18 protein-coding genes are annotated in these 19,047 nt (G+C 53.4%); 17 read left to right on the forward strand and 1 reads right to left on the reverse strand.

The annotated features are described in order from the left end of the window. Positions 1-46: 46 nt before the first annotated feature. Both ACT3R7_RS06350 and ptsP read left to right on the forward strand, forming a co-directional pair. Positions 47-541: an RNA pyrophosphohydrolase gene (locus ACT3R7_RS06350; RefSeq protein WP_018915529.1), complete on the forward strand. Its 495-nt coding sequence runs from the start codon at positions 47-49 to the stop codon at positions 539-541. Positions 542-627: 86 nt separating this feature from the next. Continuing rightward, positions 628-2,889: a phosphoenolpyruvate--protein phosphotransferase gene (ptsP, locus tag ACT3R7_RS06355; protein WP_417420425.1), complete on the forward strand. Its 2,262-nt coding sequence runs from the start codon at positions 628-630 to the stop codon at positions 2,887-2,889. Positions 2,890-2,893: 4 nt separating this feature from the next. Here ptsP and ACT3R7_RS06360 read toward each other — a convergent pair whose 3' ends face one another. After that, positions 2,894-3,652 (reverse strand): NRDE family protein, encoded by a 759-nt coding sequence (locus ACT3R7_RS06360; protein WP_496198866.1) that lies wholly within the window; start codon positions 3,650-3,652, stop codon positions 2,894-2,896. A 171-nt stretch (positions 3,653-3,823) separates the two neighbouring features. Here ACT3R7_RS06360 and ACT3R7_RS06365 point away from each other — a divergent pair, with 171 nt between their 5' ends. The 15 genes from ACT3R7_RS06365 to ACT3R7_RS06435 all read left to right on the forward strand — a co-directional run bounded on the left by ACT3R7_RS06365 (position 3,824) and on the right by ACT3R7_RS06435 (position 19,020). Then, positions 3,824-5,008, forward strand: a complete 1,185-nt coding sequence (locus tag ACT3R7_RS06365; protein ID WP_496198867.1) for a response regulator — start codon at positions 3,824-3,826, stop codon at positions 5,006-5,008. Beyond that, a complete protein-coding gene (locus tag ACT3R7_RS06370) occupies positions 5,005-5,802 on the forward strand; it encodes a sulfite exporter TauE/SafE family protein (protein WP_496198868.1) in 798 nt (265 codons plus the stop codon). Before ACT3R7_RS06365 ends, ACT3R7_RS06370 begins: the two co-directional genes overlap by 4 nt. 54 nt (positions 5,803-5,856) lie before the next feature. Next, positions 5,857-6,645, forward strand: a complete 789-nt coding sequence (gene lgt, locus ACT3R7_RS06375; protein WP_496198869.1) for a prolipoprotein diacylglyceryl transferase — start codon at positions 5,857-5,859, stop codon at positions 6,643-6,645. Between the two features lie 486 nt (positions 6,646-7,131). Further along, on the forward strand, positions 7,132-7,959 hold the full coding sequence (locus tag ACT3R7_RS06380; protein ID WP_496198920.1) for a thymidylate synthase: 828 nt from the start codon (positions 7,132-7,134) through the stop codon (positions 7,957-7,959). After that, on the forward strand, positions 7,956-8,519 hold the full coding sequence (locus ACT3R7_RS06385; RefSeq protein WP_193091908.1) for a dihydrofolate reductase: 564 nt from the start codon (positions 7,956-7,958) through the stop codon (positions 8,517-8,519). The genes ACT3R7_RS06380 and ACT3R7_RS06385 overlap by 4 nt, the downstream gene beginning before the upstream one ends. 20 nt (positions 8,520-8,539) lie before the next feature. Continuing rightward, on the forward strand, positions 8,540-9,328 hold the full coding sequence (locus ACT3R7_RS06390) for a ProQ/FINO family protein (protein ID WP_496198870.1): 789 nt from the start codon (positions 8,540-8,542) through the stop codon (positions 9,326-9,328). 269 nt (positions 9,329-9,597) lie between these two features. After that, entirely contained in the window at positions 9,598-10,668 is a 1,071-nt protein-coding gene (locus tag ACT3R7_RS06395; RefSeq protein ID WP_496198871.1) for a porin, read from the forward strand. Between the two features lie 291 nt (positions 10,669-10,959). Continuing rightward, a complete protein-coding gene (locus tag ACT3R7_RS06400) occupies positions 10,960-11,991 on the forward strand; it encodes a porin (RefSeq protein WP_496198872.1) in 1,032 nt (343 codons plus the stop codon). A gap of 419 nt (positions 11,992-12,410) precedes the next feature. After that, positions 12,411-12,821, forward strand: coding sequence for an RT0821/Lpp0805 family surface protein (locus ACT3R7_RS06405; RefSeq protein WP_192538922.1), 411 nt, complete (start codon positions 12,411-12,413; stop codon positions 12,819-12,821). Further along, positions 12,821-14,545: a polysaccharide biosynthesis/export family protein gene (locus ACT3R7_RS06410; RefSeq protein WP_496198873.1), complete on the forward strand. Its 1,725-nt coding sequence runs from the start codon at positions 12,821-12,823 to the stop codon at positions 14,543-14,545. The genes ACT3R7_RS06405 and ACT3R7_RS06410 overlap by 1 nt, the downstream gene beginning before the upstream one ends. Positions 14,546-14,710: 165 nt before the next feature. Next, positions 14,711-15,520, forward strand: coding sequence for an ABC transporter permease (locus tag ACT3R7_RS06415; protein WP_496198874.1), 810 nt, complete (start codon positions 14,711-14,713; stop codon positions 15,518-15,520). A 3-nt stretch (positions 15,521-15,523) separates the two neighbouring features. Beyond that, positions 15,524-16,621 carry a chain-length determining protein gene (locus tag ACT3R7_RS06420; protein WP_496198875.1) on the forward strand — a complete coding sequence of 366 codons (1,098 nt, stop codon included), beginning with the start codon at positions 15,524-15,526 and terminating at the stop codon, positions 16,619-16,621. Between the two features lie 322 nt (positions 16,622-16,943). Further along, positions 16,944-17,201, forward strand: a complete 258-nt coding sequence (locus ACT3R7_RS06425) for a DUF4258 domain-containing protein (RefSeq protein WP_192538918.1) — start codon at positions 16,944-16,946, stop codon at positions 17,199-17,201. Continuing rightward, the gene (locus ACT3R7_RS06430) at positions 17,201-17,392 is read left to right on the forward strand and encodes a DUF2283 domain-containing protein (protein WP_192538917.1); all 192 of its coding nucleotides are present in this window, start codon (positions 17,201-17,203) and stop codon (positions 17,390-17,392) included. Before ACT3R7_RS06425 ends, ACT3R7_RS06430 begins: the two co-directional genes overlap by 1 nt. A gap of 230 nt (positions 17,393-17,622) precedes the next feature. After that, the gene (locus ACT3R7_RS06435) at positions 17,623-19,020 is read left to right on the forward strand and encodes an MBL fold metallo-hydrolase RNA specificity domain-containing protein (RefSeq protein WP_496198876.1); all 1,398 of its coding nucleotides are present in this window, start codon (positions 17,623-17,625) and stop codon (positions 19,018-19,020) included. Positions 19,021-19,047 lie beyond the last annotated feature (27 nt).

Below are 19,047 nucleotides of genomic sequence, written 5' to 3' on the forward strand. Positions count from 1 at the left end.
CTTGTGGAAAAATGGGGACAACTGAAAATTTAATAAGGTGACGTCCGTGATCGACGCTGACGGCTTTCGTCCCAATGTTGGCATCATTATTACCAACAGCCAGGGACAACTGCTTTGGGCGCGTCGTGTAGGACAAAATGCGTGGCAATTTCCCCAGGGGGGCATTAAAGCAAGCGAGACACCACAACAAGCCCTTTTTCGTGAGCTTTTTGAGGAGATCGGCCTGACCGCCGACGATGTTGATATTGTTGCCTGTACCCGGGGTTGGCTACGCTACCGTCTGCCACGACGCATGATTCGCACACATTCGCGGCCAGTGTGTATTGGCCAGAAACAAAAATGGTACTTGCTGAAGATTCGCTGCCAGGAAAATCAGATTTGTATGACGGCCACACCCAAACCGGAGTTTGATGGGTGGCGATGGGTGAGCTATTGGTACCCGCTTGGTCAAGTGGTACCGTTCAAACGAGAGGTGTATCGACGCGCACTAAGGGAGCTTTCTCCCCGGGTTCAGCGTCTGGCACAAAATGACGAAGGATAACGCGTGCTCCACGGCTCTGGATGAGCCGTGAAAGTCTGTCGAAAAGATCCTCAGCGAGGCAAACAATAGTGAAAAGTAAAACGTCCATGCTTGAGGTACTGCGTCGTGTTATTCAGGAAGTGAACGGCGCCCGCACCCTAGACGCCGCGCTATCGACGATGGTACGCCGTATCCGTAAGGCTATGCAGACCGATGTATGCTCTTTTTATCTTTATGATAAGGAGCTTGAGTCGCTAGTGCTGATGGAAACCATTGGGTTACGTACGCAGGCGGTCGGCCGTGTCGTGCTACCGCTAGGCGAAGGGCTGGTCGGCATGGTCGCCAAGCGTAGCGAGCCTTTAAACCTTGAAGATGCTCGGACGCATCCGCTCTTTCGCTATTTTGAAGCCACTGGCGAGGAGCGCTATTCAAGCTTTCTGGGTGTGCCGATTATTCACCAGCGCCATATGCTGGGCGTATTGGTTGTTCAGCAAGCCGAAAAGCGTCGCTACGATGACGAAGACGAAGCCTTTTTGGTCACCATGGCGGCCCAGTTGGCGGGCGTTTTAGCCCACGCTCTGGCAACGGGGAACCTGGCGCGCCCAGCATTGCCTGGCGGGCAGGCGATGTTCAAAGGGGTGGCGGCTTCCCCGGGTGTTGCCATGGGCGAAGCCGTGGTTATTACACCGCCCGCTGACCTTAATAGCGTGCCCGACCTGATACCCAGCGATGAAGCCTACGAGATTGCCCGGCTAAAAGAAGCGATTGGGAAAACGCGAGATGAAATTCGTTCGGCGGCAGAGCGTCTGGCAAATCGTATTTCCTCCCAGGAGCTGGCGCTTTTCGATGTCTACCAGCAGATGCTGGGCGAAGCGGCGCTTTCCGAAGAAGTTGAAAAGCGCATTCGCGAAGGCCAGTGGGCTCCTGGGGCGCTAGCCGATGTTGTAAGGCGCCACGTGCAATACCTAGAGCGGGTGGATGATGACTACCTGCGCGAGCGTGCCGCTGATATTCGCGACCTCGGCCGCCGGGTACTGGCCCACCTGCAAGAAGATACCCCCTCAACGCCGGAAACCTATCCTGATAACGCCATTTTGGTCGGCGATGAGATTAGCGTTGCCATGCTGGGAGAAGTGCCCCGCGATAAGCTGAAAGGGCTGGTGTCAGTGCGTGGTTCAAGCACCTCGCATGTGGCCATTGTGGCCCGCGCCATGGGCATTCCCACGGTGCTGGGCATGGTCGATTTGCCGCTGCCGCGCCTCAATGGTGCCCCGGTGGTGCTGGATGGACATCGTGGCCGACTATTTGTACGCCCGGCGGCCGATCTTAAATCACGCTATGAAAGCCTAATTGCCGAAGAGCAGGCGCTCAGTGAGCTTCTTGAGCACGAGCAGGATCTGCCTAGCGTTACTCAAGACGGCTACGAAATGCCGCTGTTGGTCAATACGGGCTTGGCCGTCGATGCTGCCGCGCTGCTTAAAAACCGGATTGCGGGCGTAGGGCTCTATCGTACCGAAGTGCCGTTTATGATCACCGAGCGCTTTCCCGGTGAGAAAGAGCAGATGCGTATGTATCGCGAGCAGTTGGAAGGATTCGCGCCGCTGCCGGTTGTAATGCGTACGCTCGATATTGGTGGTGATAAAGACCTGCCGTACTTCCCGATCGAAGAAGCCAACCCCTTCCTTGGCTGGCGCGGCATGCGCGTAACGCTGGATCATCCCGAAGTGCTTATGGTGCAGCTACGCGCTATGCTGAAAGCCTCCCACGGTCTTAATAACCTTTATGTGCTTTTCCCGATGATTACCAATGTCGAGGAGGTCGATGAGGCATTAAGACTGCTGGATCGCGCGATTCTTGAGCTGGGAGAAGAGGGCATAGCCATCAAGCGCCCCAAAGTGGGCGTGATGATCGAGGTCCCCGCGACTATCTACCAGATGGATGCCTTGGCCAAGCGGGTCGATTTCTTCTCTGTCGGCAGTAACGACCTGACCCAGTATTTGCTCGCGGTTGATCGTAACAACCCCAGGGTATCCAGCCTTTATGACGCCCTGCATCCTGCGCTGTTAGGTGCTTTGCAGGAGCTTTCGCAGGATGCAAAGCGCCTGAATAAGCCTATTTCGCTGTGCGGTGAGCTGGCGGGGGATCCTGCCGGTGCTTTGCTGCTGATGGCGATGGGCTTCACCGGGCTTTCAATGAACGCGCCAAGCTTGCCCAAAGTGCGCGCCGCTATTCGTCGGGTAACGCTTCTCGATGCCAAAGCGCTGTTAGCAGAAATCATGGCCTTGGACACCCCCGCCCAAGTACATGAGCATATTAACAAGCGTATGGATGAGTGGCAGCTGTCTCACTTACTCCCCCCAAGGGATTAAGCAGCTATACGCTAAGGGTTGTTTCACCTTCGAAACGGCCCAGCGGCCCAAAGCGTTGTTCTGTAATGGCGATATGCCCCTGTTGATTAAGCGTTAGCCAGGTCGTTGCCCGCGTGCCATAGGTTTCACCGACAATAAACGCAGCGGAGAGCTGGCGCTCCAGTGCCAGCTCGACACCTGTATCAGGTAGCTGGGCGTCTGACGCCTGCTGGGAGTTATGCAGCGCCAGGCCTGTCTGGTAGCGCCAGTTATCCATTGAGCTTTGCTCAAGTGCGCCGCGTACGCTTTGAAGCTTGGGCCATGGGGAGTTTAGATCCGCGTTGGAAAGGCCATGCACGCCAGGCGGTACATCGTTAAGCGTAACGCCATGCCGACCGCGGTGGAGGTGCCAAAGGCGGCGGGGGGTAGCGACCAGCAAATTAAACCCGGCATAACGATCAGCCTTGTGTTGGGCAAGGTCTGTCAGCCACTGGTCAATATCATCGCATTGAAGTGCGTTGGCAACGAGCTCACCTCGGCTGGGCGCCTCGGTGGGGGTGATTAGCGCCATATCGCGAACATTGGTCAGCGCGGCCACGCGGCCACCCTTTATGCCAGCAAGCCACGAACCGCCCGCTTCAAGGTCACGCCCGCCTAGAATGGATGGGTTATCTACCCAGTGATGTAACGCTGCGGTGGGTCGGGCATGGCGCTCATCGCGATTCCCCGCCAAGCGCAAGGGGAGCGCTGTGCCAGGGTGCCAGGCGAAAGCCATTAAGCACATATCGTGTCCTCAAACTGCCAACATGGGTCATTATCTCCATCTACAAGCGCAGCATGACAGCTAAAGGGCATGGTCGTACACTTGAGATAGTCGTACACTTGCGCATGTAATGTAACGCTCATCACCTCATCGGTGTGAATTGACTTAAGCCAATTGGGAAGGCGCGAACGCATGCAACGCAATCGCGAAGAGCATTTCTGGAATGCCATCATCTGGCCCATTCTCTGGCCAATGCTACTTATCCAGACCACGTTGATCGTGCTGTGCCTTTTGGTAGGTCTCGCCGTTTGGTGGATGTCGCCAAGCGAAGCCTCCTGGAGTACCACCTTGTGGCTGGCGCTTGCGCTGTTGCTGGGCAGCTCTATGAACGTGGGCGCGTTTCTGATGCTGGTGAAAGCCCGTGCCAAGCAGAAGGATATGCACTTCATGCAGGAGTTACAGGGCCTTGAGCGCCATAGCGAAGCGCTGCGTCTTGCAAGCGCGTCGATACTGCCGGATAACGCACTCACCACTCCTGCCATCGATACAAGCTACGTGCGGCCATTGAAGCGCTTGGCGCGGGTCAACGAAATGCTTTCAGGTCTTGTGCACACGATTAGTGGCGCCCAGCGGCTCAATAGCCCCGCCGAGCATGTCAAAGAAGATCATGAGCAGGCACTCCTGGATGATCTACACCATCAGCAGCAGCAGCTTAAACACCTTATGGCAGGGCGCGACCGTGCCAGAGAGGAGTCACGTTTAAAGTCAGGCTATTTAGCCTTGCTTCAGCGTGAGACGCATGACCTCAGCGACCATCTGGGCCATATCCTGGAAAATGACGAGTGTCAGGCATGCCGTCAGCAAATTTTGGATATACGTGAGCGCCTGGCTGATGTGCGCGCGTTGCTCATCAACCTGGTGTACCAAAGTGTTAATGATGAAGACCCCGCCCCCACTATGGCAGCAACGAAAAGTCGTGCGATGCGCGTACTGGTTGTTGATGATGGCCCCGTTAACCTTATGCTGGCGCGACAGATGCTGGAAGCGCACGGGTTGTACGTTGAAGGGGTGAGCAGTGGCGAACAAGCGCTTGAGCGCCAACAAGCCACGTTATTTGATTTAGTCTTTATGGATATTTTTATGCCCACCCTGGATGGTCTGGAAACCACCCGCCGTTGGCGTGCCTACGAGCAAAAAAGCGGAAACCATCGCAGTATTCTCATCGCCCTAACGGCCAATGCTGACAATGCCGGGGTTGCTGAGTGCGAAGAAGCAGGCATGGACGATTTGCTAACCAAGCCTTATCAACCTGAAAAGTTACTCGGCATGATTTCAAAATGGCTGCCCGGCGCGCCCATTAAGGCGCCTAATTCATGAGCGCAATGGCTATGTTGTTAGGCTACCTGGGGTTGGGCGCGGCGGCGGGCACCATGGCAGGGGTATTCGGTGTCGGTGGCGGTATTATTATCGTTCCTGTCCTCATGTTTGCCTTTGGCCTGCAGAATATTCCATCAGAAATCACCATGCATCTGGCCGTAGGCACGTCGCTTGCCACCATTGTGGTAACGGGGGCGTCTTCAGCGCTTGGGCATTATCGCAAAGGCAGCGTTCATCGCGCATGGTTTTTGGCGCTATTACCTGGGCTCATGATGGGCGCGATTGGCGGCGTGTTTATTGCCGGTAATCTCTCCGGCACTGTCTTGGGCATGCTGTTCGGAATTTTCGTTTTGCTCCTGGCCACTAAAATGGTGTTTGGTTTATCCCCCAAGCCCGGGTTCGTGGCGCCGGGTAAAATCGCTATGTCGGTGGCCGGGGCGGTGGTGGGGGCTATTTCAGCATTATTTGGCATTGGCGGCGGCGCTATGACAGTGCCGTGGCTATCCCGGTGTGGTGCGACGATGACCCAGGCGGTAGGCACCTCTGCCGCCTGCGGGTTACCCATTGCGGTGGTCGGGGCGCTCACTTTTATTATCATGGGGTGGGGCAATCCACTCCTGCCTGCCTGGGCCACCGGGTTTGTTATGTGGCCGGCCTTTTTTGGCATTGTGTTAACCAGCGTACCGTTCGCACGCATTGGCGTTCGCCTTGCTCACGTCTTATCTGCCCGCGTATTAAGGCTGGGCTTTGCGCTGCTGTTAACAGTGGTCGGCCTTCGCTTTGTATTAGCCTGATGGGCGCCATAACCGCGCTGCATTTTCTTCTTCCTGAGTGATTAGAGTATTTCGATGATTAACTACCCAGCAATTGACCCCGTGGTGTTCTCCCTTGGGCCACTGCAAGTGCATTGGTATGGCTTGATGTATGTGGTGGGGTTTGTCGCCGCCTGGTGGTTAGGTTGCAGGCGTGCTGACCGCATTGGGCTCACCAAGGATGATATTAGCGATCTGTTATTCTATTGCGCTATCGGCGTTGTAGCTGGCGGGCGGCTAGGATATGCGCTTTTTTATGGGTTAGGGCAGTGGTCTGCCGATCCGCTATGGATTTTCAAAGTGTGGGATGGCGGTATGAGCTTCCACGGCGGCCTATTAGGGGTGCTCTTGGCCGCCTGGTGGTTTGCGCGCCGCAAGCAGCTTGCCTTCTTTGCGCTTACCGACTTTATCGCACCGCTTGTCCCGATTGGCTTGGGCGCTGGCCGAATTGGCAACTTTATCAATCACGAATTGCCGGGGCGAGTCTCTTCGCTGCCTTGGGCCATGCCTTTTCCCGGCATGGGTCCAGAACCGCGCCATCCGTCAGCGCTTTATGAAGCGGTGCTTGAAGGCTTGGTGCTGTTTGTTATTCTTTGGTGGGTTTCTGCCAAGCCGCGCGCCCGCGGCTTCGTCTCCGGCCTGTTCCTACTCTTCTACGGCATCTTCCGCTTTATGGTCGAATTTGTCCGCCTGCCGGATGCGCACATCGGCTTTATCGCGTTTGGTTGGGTCACCATGGGAATGCTGCTAACCCTGCCCATGATTGCGCTAGGCTTAGTACTCATGGCGTGGTCTCGTTCACAGCCAGTAGATGCTAAGCGATAAGATTTTATTCATTACCACGCGCCACCAACACCCAAACCCCGATGTAACGCGAAACACTGCCGGGGTTATGGGTGGCACCGGTCAAGGCGGCTTGACGCCGCCATCCGCGGGTGCCTCATTTGCTCGTGCCTCGCAAGGTTCGTTACCACGCGCTACCTATGAGGATCCCCCTATATGAGGGTTCTCCATCGCTTAAGAATGCATGAATCGTAGCGCGGTGTAAGCGTCAGCGCACCCGCGAATGGCCGCCGGCACCGAAAACAACGCGGATGTCTTATTCATGTGCCCTATCTTCATGCGACCTATGTTCATACGACCTATGTTCATACGACCTATGTTCATACGACCTATGCGTTCGTTACCACGCGCTACCACCCGCCATTAACTCCCCACGCTAGACCCTCGCAGGCTGGCAGCCTAGAATACCTCTCCATATCGCCTGCAATTTTTGGAAACCTTGTGACCGTGACAACGCCTACGTCAAATATGACGATGAACGCCAGCGCTCAGCCTGCGCTTGAACAGCCGTATTTGGATCTAATGCGCACCGTATTGGAGCACGGCGTGGACCGCAACGACCGCACCGGTGTGGGCACCCGTTCATTGTTTGGGCACCAAATGCGGTTTGACTTATCACGTGGCTTTCCACTGCTAACGACTAAAAAGCTGCATTTGCGCTCTATCATTCACGAGCTTCTGTGGTTCCTGAAAGGCGATACCAACATTGCCTATCTTCAGGAAAACGGCGTGCGCATCTGGGATGAGTGGGCCGATGAAAACGGCAACCTGGGCCCTGTGTACGGTTATCAATGGCGCAGCTGGCCGGACCCCAAAGGGGGAAGTGTCGACCAGATTGCCAAAGTGCTGGAGCAGATTCGCACGACGCCTCAATCGCGCCGTCTGATTGTGTCCGCCTGGAACCCCGCTCAGGTCGATGAAATGCAGCTGCCGCCTTGCCACTGTTTGTTCCAGTTCTATGTAGCGAATGGCCGGCTGTCTTGTCAGCTTTATCAGCGCAGTGCTGATATTTTCCTTGGCGTGCCGTTTAATATCGCAAGCTATGCACTGTTATTAAGCATGGTCGCGCAGGTAACAGGGCTTGAGCCGGGCGAGTTTATTCATACGTTGGGTGATGCGCACCTTTATAGTAACCACTTTGAGCAAGCGAAAGAGCAGCTGACACGTGAGCCAAAAACAGCACCCCAGCTGGTGCTGAATCCTCAGGTAAGTGATCTGTTCGAATTCAGCTTTGATGATATCCAGATAGAAGCGTATGACGCTCACCCTCATATAAAAGCCAAGGTAGCGGTATGAGTTCTTATAACGGTTCTTACGATAGTTCTTATAACAGCGAGATCGAACCTCTGGTGCCCGTTGCCATGATTGTGGCAATGTCGAAAAACCGAGTGATCGGTGTTGAGGGTAATCTGCCCTGGCACCTGCCTGAAGATCTTAAGTTCTTCAAACGCATGACTCAGGCAAAACCGCTGGTAATGGGACGTAAAACATACACCTCCATTAGCAAGCCATTGCCTAACCGGCTTAATATAGTCGTAACGCGTAATAAAGACTTTGCGCCCGACGGGGTGCGGGTCTGTCATGACTTACCCGCTGCACTAGCATTGGCCGACCAGCAGGCAACAATAGATGCTGCTGAAGAAATTATGGTAATGGGTGGGGGAGAGATTTATCGTCAGGCGTTACCGTACGCCCAGCGGCTTTATGTTACCGAAGTCGATATCGAAGTGAACGGTGACGCTGAGTTCCCTGAGTTGAAAGCAGATGAGTGGCGGGAAGTACAGCGTGTTGCTGGAACACCCTCCGAAGGCAAGCCACCGTACGATTTTGTGGTTTATGAGCGCAACGCTGACTGAAAAAGGTCAAAGGAGAGGGTATGACCGCCAGTGTAATGCATCTACTAGACAGCCTAGAGTCGCGCCTTGAGCAGGCTCAAGGCGAATTACAAAACCTGCGTAACGAAAACGCGCAGCTAAAACAGCAGTTAGTAGAGCAAGCCGTAACGCTACAAAAAACACTCGAAGAGCCTGGCGTACCTGCGCAAGAGGTGCGTGCGCCTGAAGCTGAGCCCGCAGCGTCTGAGCCAAGCGCAGCGCAGCAGGTTGTTTCTAAGCCTGTAGATCCTCCGCAAGCGCAGGAGGAGCAAGAAGAGGTCGCGCCTCAAGCTCCTGTCGTTGATCAGCCCTCGCCTCATAGTCTTTTGAAAGAGTGGTACCAACGTTACCCGCAGGCTTTCTTTAAAGGGCATACAAAACCTTTAAAAATAGGTATTCATCAAGATCTTGCCGCTCGAGAACCGTGGTCTGGAAAGCTGATTCGTCGCACATTGGCAAACTACGTTAACTTGCCGCGATATCTGAAATCAGTGCGTGAAGGAGTCGCCCGTATTGATTTGGACGGTCAGCCAGCGGGAAAGGTCGACAAAGAAGCCTCTATGCACGCCAATGAAAAGCGTCACGAAAAGCAAGCGAAGGGTCAGACAAAAGGCGCGCAAGAGGTAGCCAAAAAAGACCCTAAAAATGAAACAGAACAAAAGGTTGATGCACCTAAGAAAAATAAACCTAGTAATGTTGTGCATTCAGAAGCTAAAAAAACTGAACCACAAAAGTCACTTAGCTTGGAAGACAAGTTAAAGGGCTTGCAGCAAAAATTTGAAGTGCGCTGAGACCCACATGCATCCCATGGGTTCCATAAAAAAGCCTAAATCGTAAGAGAACACTGTTTTTTTCTATTGCGTTCCCTGGAATCCCGGTATAGAGTTTGACCTGCGAGCATTGGACTATAACAAGGTTTGATTGAGGATATGCCACATACCGCTGGGAAAAACCAACGGATGCGAAAAACGAGCATAGCCCACAGGCCAACTGCTGAAGGCTCTTTAAAAAAGCCCGGCAGCTACGATCGAAACAGTAAGCTAGTAAAGGAACCTACATCATGAAAAAGACACTTTTAGCGACTGCTATCATTGGTGCCCTGGGCGCTTCTGCTGCCGCCCAAGCCGCCACTGTATATGACCAGGACGGCACCAAGCTGGACGTCTATGGCCGTATCGCCATGGGTATTGCCGGTGGCGGCCCCGAGTTCAACAATGCTGGTGAGCGCATTGACGACGGCGCTGAGTTCGTAGACGTTTACTCGCGTCTTGGCCTGCGCATGAGCCATGAAGTTACTCGCGACCTGACCGCTTTCGGTCGTCTTGAGTGGCGCTTCAAGGGCGACGAGCGTTACACCGAGTCTGGCTTCACTGAAGTTCGCCAGAGCTACCTCGGCCTGCAAAGCGACCAGTTCGGTACTTTCCAAGCCGGTAACTTTGACAGCTTCTACAACCAGTTCGTTTCTCTGCCGTTCGATGTTTACATCGATCAAGGCCTTGAGTTCGCTGGCCACCCGAAACAGTCGCGTGGCGACTCTATCGGTTACTACACGCCTGACCTAGAAGGCTTCACTGCCTTCTTGCAGCTGAAACACTACAGCGAGCGCGGCTTGACTGAAGCTCAGCAAACTTCTGAAGGTTCAGTTGTTGCACCGCAAGGTGGTGTTCGTTACGCACAAGGCCCGGTGACTGTAGGTCTGGGTTTTGTTGAAGATGTAGAGCGTGGCGGCGGTAACGGCGAAATGATGTACGGCCTGATCGGCCAGTACGCGTTCACCGACCAGTTCTCTGCTCGCCTGGGTTACGAAACTCGCGACAACAACAGCGACTACGTAATTACTACTGCTACTGGCGAAAACGGTTACGACAAAGTTGGCCTAGGTGCTACATACACCACTGGTCCTTGGGCATTCACTGGCGATTTCTACAACGTAGAGCGTGACGGTTCAGAAACTAGCAAGTCCTGGGCTCTGGGCAGCTACTACAAAGTTTCCAGCGCATTTGACGTGTTCCTGGAAGTTGCTGATGCTGATGCCTCTAACCGCATCAACAGCGACACCAATCTGGGCGACGTGATCCCGGATCTGACTGAAGACGTATACTGGCTGACAGGCGCTCGTTACCACTTCTAAGCCTGGCTTAACTGCCACGCTTTAAGGTAACCTGCCTAGCAGACCTAATAGAACCGGCCTCTTTTGAGGCCGGTTTTTTTTGGTTTATAGGTAACAAAAACAGTATTTAGATGACATTTTGCTTTCATTTTAAATCGTTATTTTATAACATTCGTGCCGCTTATATTGTTTAAATGATTTTCATTACTAAATTTTATTTGAGCACATTAAAAGCGTAGAGCTAATCGCGGCTAGGTTATTAGCTGCCAGGTTATTAGCCACTGGGTTATTGAAAGCAAATAAGGGAACAAGATGAAGAAAGCATTATTGGCAACCGCTGTAGCAGGCACCTTGTGGGCCGGCGCTGCCCAGGCAACCACGGTTTATGATCAGGATGGTACAAAGTTAGATATCTATGGGCGTATTTCCATGGGTATCGCCGGTGGCGGGGCTGATTTCGATAGCAGTGGCAATAAAATTGATGACGGCGCAGAGTTCGTTGATGTGTATTCGCGCCTGGGCTTTCGAATGAGCCATGAGGTCACCTCCGATCTAACCGCATTTGGTCGGCTGGAGTGGCGCTTTACCGGCGATGAGCGCAATACAAACCAAGGCTTTAATGAAATTCGCCAAAGCTACCTTGGTCTGGCAAGCAAGCAATACGGAACGTTCCAGGCAGGTAGCTTCGATAGCTTTTATGCGCAGTTCGTTTCCTTGCCGTTTGACGTCTACCTGGACCGTGGGCTGCTGTTCAAGTCATCGGGTATACAGTCGCGTGGCGACTCTATCGGCTACTACACGCCAGAGCTCAATGGTTTTACTACCTTTGTGCAGCTTAAGCACTACAGCGAGCGCGGCTTGACGGTTGAAGAGCAAAGCGGAGAGGGTAGTGTAGTGGCCGCTCAGGGTGGTGTGCGCTATCAGCAAGGCCCGCTAAAAATTGGGCTAGGTGCTGTTGAAGATGTAGTGCGTGGCGGCGGCAATGGCGAAATGCTCTATGGCCTGATTGGCAGTTACCAGTTCACTGATCAATTGGCGGCGCGCTTAGGGTATGAGACCCAAGATGAAAGCGATGTTTATGGCGGTGGCTTTGACACCGTAGGGTTAGGCGGCACCTACTCAACAGGGCCCTGGGCATTTACGGCCGACTACTACAATGTTAAGCGCGACAGCCAGGATAATAGCAATGCCTGGGCGGCGGGCACTTACTATAAGGTCTCCTCATCGTTTGATGTGTTTGTCGAAGTGGCTGATGGCGATGCGCCTAGCGTTAACCGAGGTACTACCTTGGGCGACCTGACCGACAACGTGTATTGGTTAACCGGGGCTCGTTACTTGTTCTAAACAATCATTAAATTCAGAGATAGTAAATTCAAGTTTAAAACGCCTTGCATTTTGTAAGGCGTTTTCCTATTTAATTGGCATCTAGCCTGTTTTATTAAGCATCATTGCAATGCTTCTTAATTAGCATTACGTGTATAGGTTTTTGTGTTGCCATAATGAAGATAAGTATTTCAAGAGATTCATTGCTTAGTAATGGGCCAAATGTAAACAAGAGCATAGGCTCGTTAGTAAGTCACCCCTAAATAGAAAATCGTGGTGGCTTATTGGTATGGAGACTCACTCGCGAATCCCCTACAATGGCGGCTGGCTTTTTTACAGTAGGGGTTTGGCCAGCTTTCATCCCGCAAAAGGATAGGGCAAGGGAATGCGCCCGTATTAATCCCTGGGCGGTAGCGTGCCTTTTTTCTGGAATTATCACTATGTCAAATACCTCTTTATCGATGGCACGGCCAGCTCGTATGCTGCTGGTCGCGTTTAGCGTTGCCGTGATTAGCGGTTGCGCTACCTACCCGAACGGCACTCAGCAGCAAGCGCAATACGTACTAAATAATGACCCTGCCAAGCTATTGAACGATGACACCCTGAATGGCTTTCTTTCTCAGGCGCCTGCCGGTTCCGTGATTAACCTGGCCACAAGCCCCTGGGGCAATAACGTTGAAGTCGTCGCCGATGCATCGTACTTGGCGGCGAGCGGTCGTGAATGCCGAAAACTGCGGGTTGTAGAAGCAGGTAGCAGTGCTCGTTCAGCGCTGGTATGTGAAACACCGAACGGCTGGGTAAATCAACGTGCCATTACCCAAACGGATACTCCATTACAAGGGCGCTATTAATGAACGTTTCACGCCTATTTAAGCGATTTTCACCCAAGCGCCCTTTAGCTATTCTATCTTTTGCCTTACTTGGCAGTGCATTAAGCAGTGCTAGCTGGGCGCAAAGCATTAGCCTACCTAATACCATTCTGCCTGAAGACCAGGCCCGCGCTCAGCAAGAGCAGGTCAACGATACGCCCAGAGCCGACTGGCGCAGCGGTACCTATGGCCCCGTTTCAGCGCCCATGCAAAACCCGGATGCATTGCCGCCGTTTGGCGCCAACTTGTTTACAGGTGGGTTTCGTGGCGCGATGGGCGATGGCCTGAACTCTGATTACCAAGTAAAACCGGGCGATCAGGTAACCGTACGCGCCTGGGGCGCGTTTGAGTTTGACCGCGTACTGCCGGTAGACGCCCAAGGCAATATTTTTATACCCGGTTCAGGCCCGCTTAACATTGAAGGCCAAAATAGCCAGCAGGTAGATAACAGCGTACGCCGCGCGATTACCTCGGTGTACCCGGATAACGTAGAGGTTTACACCAACCTGCAGGGCGTTCAGCCCGTGGCCGTATTTGTAACCGGCTATGTGGATAGCCCCGGCCGTTACGCTGGCACCCCCAATGACTCCCTGCTGTATTTCCTCGACCAGGCGGGCGGTATTGACCAGGACCTGGGCAGCTACCGCCAAATTCGCGTCATGCGTAATGAGCGCAGCGTAGCCACCGTCGACCTCTACGACTTCCTGATAAACGGCACCATTGCCCGCCCGCAGTTCCAGGATGGCGACACCATTGTGGTCGAAGAACGCGGCCCCGCGATTGCGGTGGGTGGCGATGTCCATCGTGAACACCGTTACGAGCTATTGGGCAACCAGTTAAGCGGTGCCGAACTTGTTAATCTGGCGCGATTAAAAAGTGGGGTTTCTCACGTGTTGCTGCGCGGCAACCGAGAAAGCGGCCCCATTGCACAATATTTCCCGATCGACATGTTCTACGGCCAGACCATTCGCAGCGGTGATGAAGTCATGTTCAGCGCCGACCAGCGCAGCGAAACCATCGTGGTCGAAGTGGAAGGCAGCTACTATGGCCCATCGCGTTACGCTCTGCCGCGTAATGCCCGCTTAAGCGAATTGCTGGATGCAATAGCCGTACCGGAGCGCATGACAGCGGTAGAGAGTATTTCCCTGCAGCGTGAAAGCGTCAAAGAGCAGCAGCAACAATCCATGGAAGACAGCCTGCGCCGTTTAGAAACCACTTACCTAAGCGCTCCCTCCAGCACCAATGAAGAAGCTCAGGTGCGTGCCCAAGAAGCCGAGTTGATTCAAAACTTTGTTGCACGTGCCCGAGGCCTTGAGCCTAGTGGGCGGATGGTGGTGGCCTACGATGGCCGAATTTCGGATATTCGCCTGCAGGATGGCGATATTATTACCATTCCGGAAATTAGTGACTCAATGCTGATAAGCGGCGAAGTGCTGGTGCCCCAGGCGGCGGTGTATCGCCCTGGGATGAATGTGATCGACTATATCGAAAGCGCTGGTGGCTTTACTAACCGGGCGGATGAAGACCATATCCTGATCGTCCGCCAAAACGGTGCGGTAGAAAATGCCCGCAAGGTGAACCTGCGCCCAGGCGATGAAATCCTGGTAATGCCCGCCGCACCCACCCACAACCTGCAGCTAGCCGCCACACTCACGCAGATCCTTTATCAAGTAGCCGTTGCCACCCGTGTAGCCGTTGATTTGTAGTTAGTGGTGAATGGTGAATGGTGAATGGCGAGTGGTGAGTAGTTAATAGTAAATGGTAAGTGCGGGGCCTTGTAGCGCGTGGTAACGAGCGCAGCGAGGCACCCGCGGGTGGGCGGCGCTAGCCGCCCCAAACCTGCACAAGTAACAAACGTAGGACACACCCCAATGGCCGATAACCCAACGGCACCCCGTGGCGCCCGTTCGCCCTGGCAAGTAACCCGCAGCGTGTGGTACGCCATGTTTATGCGCGAAGCTATTTCGCGAACCATGGCCGACCGCATGGGCTGGTTCTGGATGATTTTTGAACCGGTGGCCATGGTCGCCATTATGGTCGGCATTCGCAGTTTTATTCGAGGTGATCGGCTGGTCGTCAATGCCGAGTTTATTCCTTGGATGATTGCCGGTTTAATGGGTTTTTTTCTGGTGCGCGAGGGAATGACCCGCGGCATGGGCGCAATAGAGGGCAACAAAGCGCTGTTTGCCTATCGTCAGGTTCAGCCCGTGGACCCCGTGCTCACACGTAACTTTCTGGAAGGCATGCTGCGCACGTTCGTCTTTCTAATTTTTATCGTGGGCGGGTTGATGCTCGGCCAGGATATGTACCCGGATAACGCTATTCGCGTTATGGCAGCCTGGTTTTCGCTCTGGAGTTTGGGGCTGGGGCTGGGGCTATTTGCATCTGTAGCTTCCGCGCTCGTTCCTGAAGTAGGCAGAGTGATAAGAATGCTCTCGCTTCCTCTGCTAATAATTTCGGGAGTAATTATACCGCTAAATAGCTTGCCGCATTGGTTACTCAAATACTTGATGCTTAATCCCATACCTCATGGTTTGGAAACGCTGCGTTTAGGTTTTTTTGAAAACTACCATGTGGTTCAAGGCACCAGCATGCTCTACTTCTGGCTGTTTACGCTCACGCTCATCGCCCTAGGGTTTATCATGCACCTACGCTTTATTGATCGGTTAAAGGCAAGCTAATTCATGCACTCACTTCGTCGCTTCGTTACCCAATCGCCCCACTGGGCCATCGCGCTGCTTGCCATATTGCTAGTATCCTTTTACTGGTTTATCTGGGCGGAAGACCGTTATGTATCTCGCGCGACGGTTGTACTGGATAGCCCCCAAGTGGCCACGCCGGAGTTCAGCCTCTCTTCACTCATGGGTAGCGGTGGTGGCGGTAATACTCACGATCTGCTACTGCTGCGTGAGCACCTGCTTTCCGTGGATATGCTACGTCGCCTGAATGACGCGCTCGGCTTTCGTCAACACTACAGCGAACACGGCGATATCTTCGCCACGCTATGGAACGCCGACGCGCCCATTGAGGAGCTGCACAAATACTACCTGCGCCGGGTCAATATCGAGCTGGATGAGTACGCTGGCGTACTCAATGTTGAGGTGCAAGGCTATACGCCCGAGTTTGCCCACGATATGGCTCAAATGCTGTTGGAAGCTGGTGAAGACCATATGAACCAGATGGGCCACCGTCTGGCGGATGAACAAGTGCGCTTTCTGGAGCAACAGATGGTCCGCCTGGAGGAGCGCTTTCGCGAAACGCGCTCTGAGCTGCTTGATTTCCAGAACGAGTATGGCCTGATATCGCCAACGGCCACCGTGGAAAGCCTTAACCAGGTAGTGGCCACGCTGGAAGGCGACCTTGCCCGCCTACAAGCACAGCGGGATGCACTTGCAAGCTTTCAGAGTTCGCAATCCGCCGAGCTGCGCCAGGTAGAACGCAATATCACTGCGCTACGTGACCAAATCAGCGAGCAAAGCGAACGCCTAGCTCAAGCAGCAGGCGGCGCGCTTAACCGCGTATCTGCCGAATATGAAACGCTGGAACTTCAGGCACAGTTTGCCCAGGAAACCTATTCAAGCGCATTAGCCGCCCTGGAAAACACCCGCCTTGAAGCCGCACGCCAACTGAAGCAGGTAAGTGTGCTGCAAAGCCCGCTGTTCCCAGAGTACCCCACCGAGCCCAACCGCCTCTACAACAGCACGGTTTTCGCCATTATCACTATCTTCCTCGCGTTTATTCTCAGCATGATTATCATGATTGTGAAAGATCACCGAGACTAGAATTGGTGAGTGGTGAGTGGTGAGTGGTGAGTGGTGAGTGGTGAGTGGTGAGTGGTGAGTGGTGAGTGGTGAGTGGTGAGTGGTGAGTGGTGAGGTTTTGTAGCGCGTGGTAACGAATTTGCGAGGTACGAGCAAATAAGGCACCCGCAGCGGCGGCCCGGCGCGAAAGGCGGCTGCGAAGCCGCCCTGGCCGCGCCACAAAACCGATGTTTATGCACCCCGCCGCCCAACGCGGTATGACACGCTGTACCACTTAACTCAAGCCAGCTACATGCTTAGCCCTAGACGAATGACCATCCAAACTAACGATGTAGCTTGAAATATGTACAGCCACCGCTTCAATATAGATATTCATATTACCCGTCATGCCAGAGAGCGTATGGCTAGTAGAAACATTACAGAAAGCGAGCTGCTAGAATTGATAGAACAGGGTACAGAAAAGTACAAAGACGATATCCGGTTTTGGATAGCAAGACATTTCGAAAATCGTCAAGACAACCTTTTATCTGTCGCAGCAGTTCTAGAAGAAAAATTAGTAGTCAAAACTGTTATGCATCACTTTGAGTGGGAGAATGAGTAATGCGAACTACTTATGATGAAGCAGATGACATTCTCGTTCTGCACCTATCAGAAAAACGGACCGTGAAAGAGGTTTCCCAAGACTGGAATACGCATATTAGTTACGCTGAAGACGGCACGATTACAGAGATCGTCATTCTTGAAGCTTCTAAGCAAGGAGCATGGCCGCTTTTGAAAAGCTATGCCGCGTAACTCAATCCTTACGCGCTGCTATCGCGCGGGGTGTCCGTAGTAGTTAAGTCTCTTATCATAAGACTGGACCGCCGCCGCGCTACGGAATTATTCACACAAACGATTGGGTCTGTGTACTTGTAGCGCGTGGTAACGAATTTGCGAGGAACGAGCGAATGAGGCACCCGCGGGAGAAGACGCGCAGCGGCTTCCAGGTACGGCCACGTAACTGATCAAAACGAAGGAGCTTCATGCTCGATATTCTCCACCATGGCGGCGCTACCGGTGTTACAGGCAGCTGTCACCAGCTGATACTCAACAGCGAGCATTCACTTCTTATCGATTGCGGCCTCTTCCAAGGCGAAGACGCCGCCAAGGACAGCTTCGAACAGCTACAAATCGAATTCGATATCGCAACGGTTAAAGCCCTAGTCATCACCCACGTGCATATTGACCACGTAGGGCGGTTACCGTATTTGCTGGCGGCGGGTTTTAAAGGGCCAATTATTTGCTCCGAGCCTTCCGCCAAACTACTGCCGCTGGTCATTGAAGACGCGCTTAAAATTGGCTTTACCCGCAATGCTGATCTTATAAACCGTTTCCAGGCCCAACTTGAATCGCAGATTGTCAGCGTGCCCTATGGCAAATGGCACAGCGTTGTTAATGATCCTATCGGCACAACACGCATAAAACTTAAGCGGGCAGGGCACATTTTAGGTTCTTGCTACGTTGAAGTGGCTTATCAGGATGCCGCAACCCGTGAAAAAGAGCGTGTAGTATTTTCTGGCGACCTGGGTGCCCCTCATGCACCACTGTTACCTGCGCCACAATCGCCGTATGGTTGCGATCAGTTAGTACTGGAAAGCACTTACGGTAATCGCACTCACCCTGACCGCCGCCAGCGCCAATCAGTATTAAAGAATGCGATAGAACAAGCGCTCGCTAATGGCGGCACCGTTATGGTGCCCGCATTCAGTATTGGCCGCACCCAAGAATTACTTTACGAGCTCGAAGGTATTATTGCTGGCGCTAAAAAAGGCCAGTGGAAGGATCTGGAAGTAATTGTTGATTCACCGCTAGCCGCACGCTTTACCAAGGTTTACCGGGAGCTAAAACCCTTTTGGGATAAAGAGGCGCAGACACGCTTGGCCAGCGGCCGCCATCCGCTCAACTTCGCCAATCTCTACACAGTAGATAGCCACGCAGAGCATGAGCAAACGGTTGAGTACCTGGCCAAAACAGGCAGGCCCGCCATCGTTATTGCCGCCAGCGGTATGTGTGCAGGCGGACGCATTATGAACTACCTAAAAGCCATGCTAAGCGACGCCCGCCATCAAGTGCTGTTTGTAGGTTACCAAGGCACAGGCACGCCAGGGCGTGATATTCAGCAATACGGCCCAAAAGGCGGCTGGGTAGAAATCGACGGCGAACGCATAGACATTAAAGCCGGAGTTACCTCCATTAGCGGCTACTCCGCCCATGCCGATCAGCGCGATTTACTCAACTTTGTAAAACGCATGCACCGCTGGCCCCACACCATACGCCTAGTACACGGCGACCAAAACGCCCGCGAAGCGCTAAAGAGTAAGCTAGAAGCGCTATATGCACGTAAAGGAAAAGACGTGGAAGTGGTTAGTAGTGAATGGTGAGTAGTGAGTAGTGAATGGTGAGTGGAG

Source organism: Halomonas sp. AOP43-A1-21, from assembly GCF_052376775.1.
Taxonomy (GTDB): Bacteria; Pseudomonadota; Gammaproteobacteria; order Pseudomonadales; family Halomonadaceae; genus Vreelandella; species Vreelandella colorata.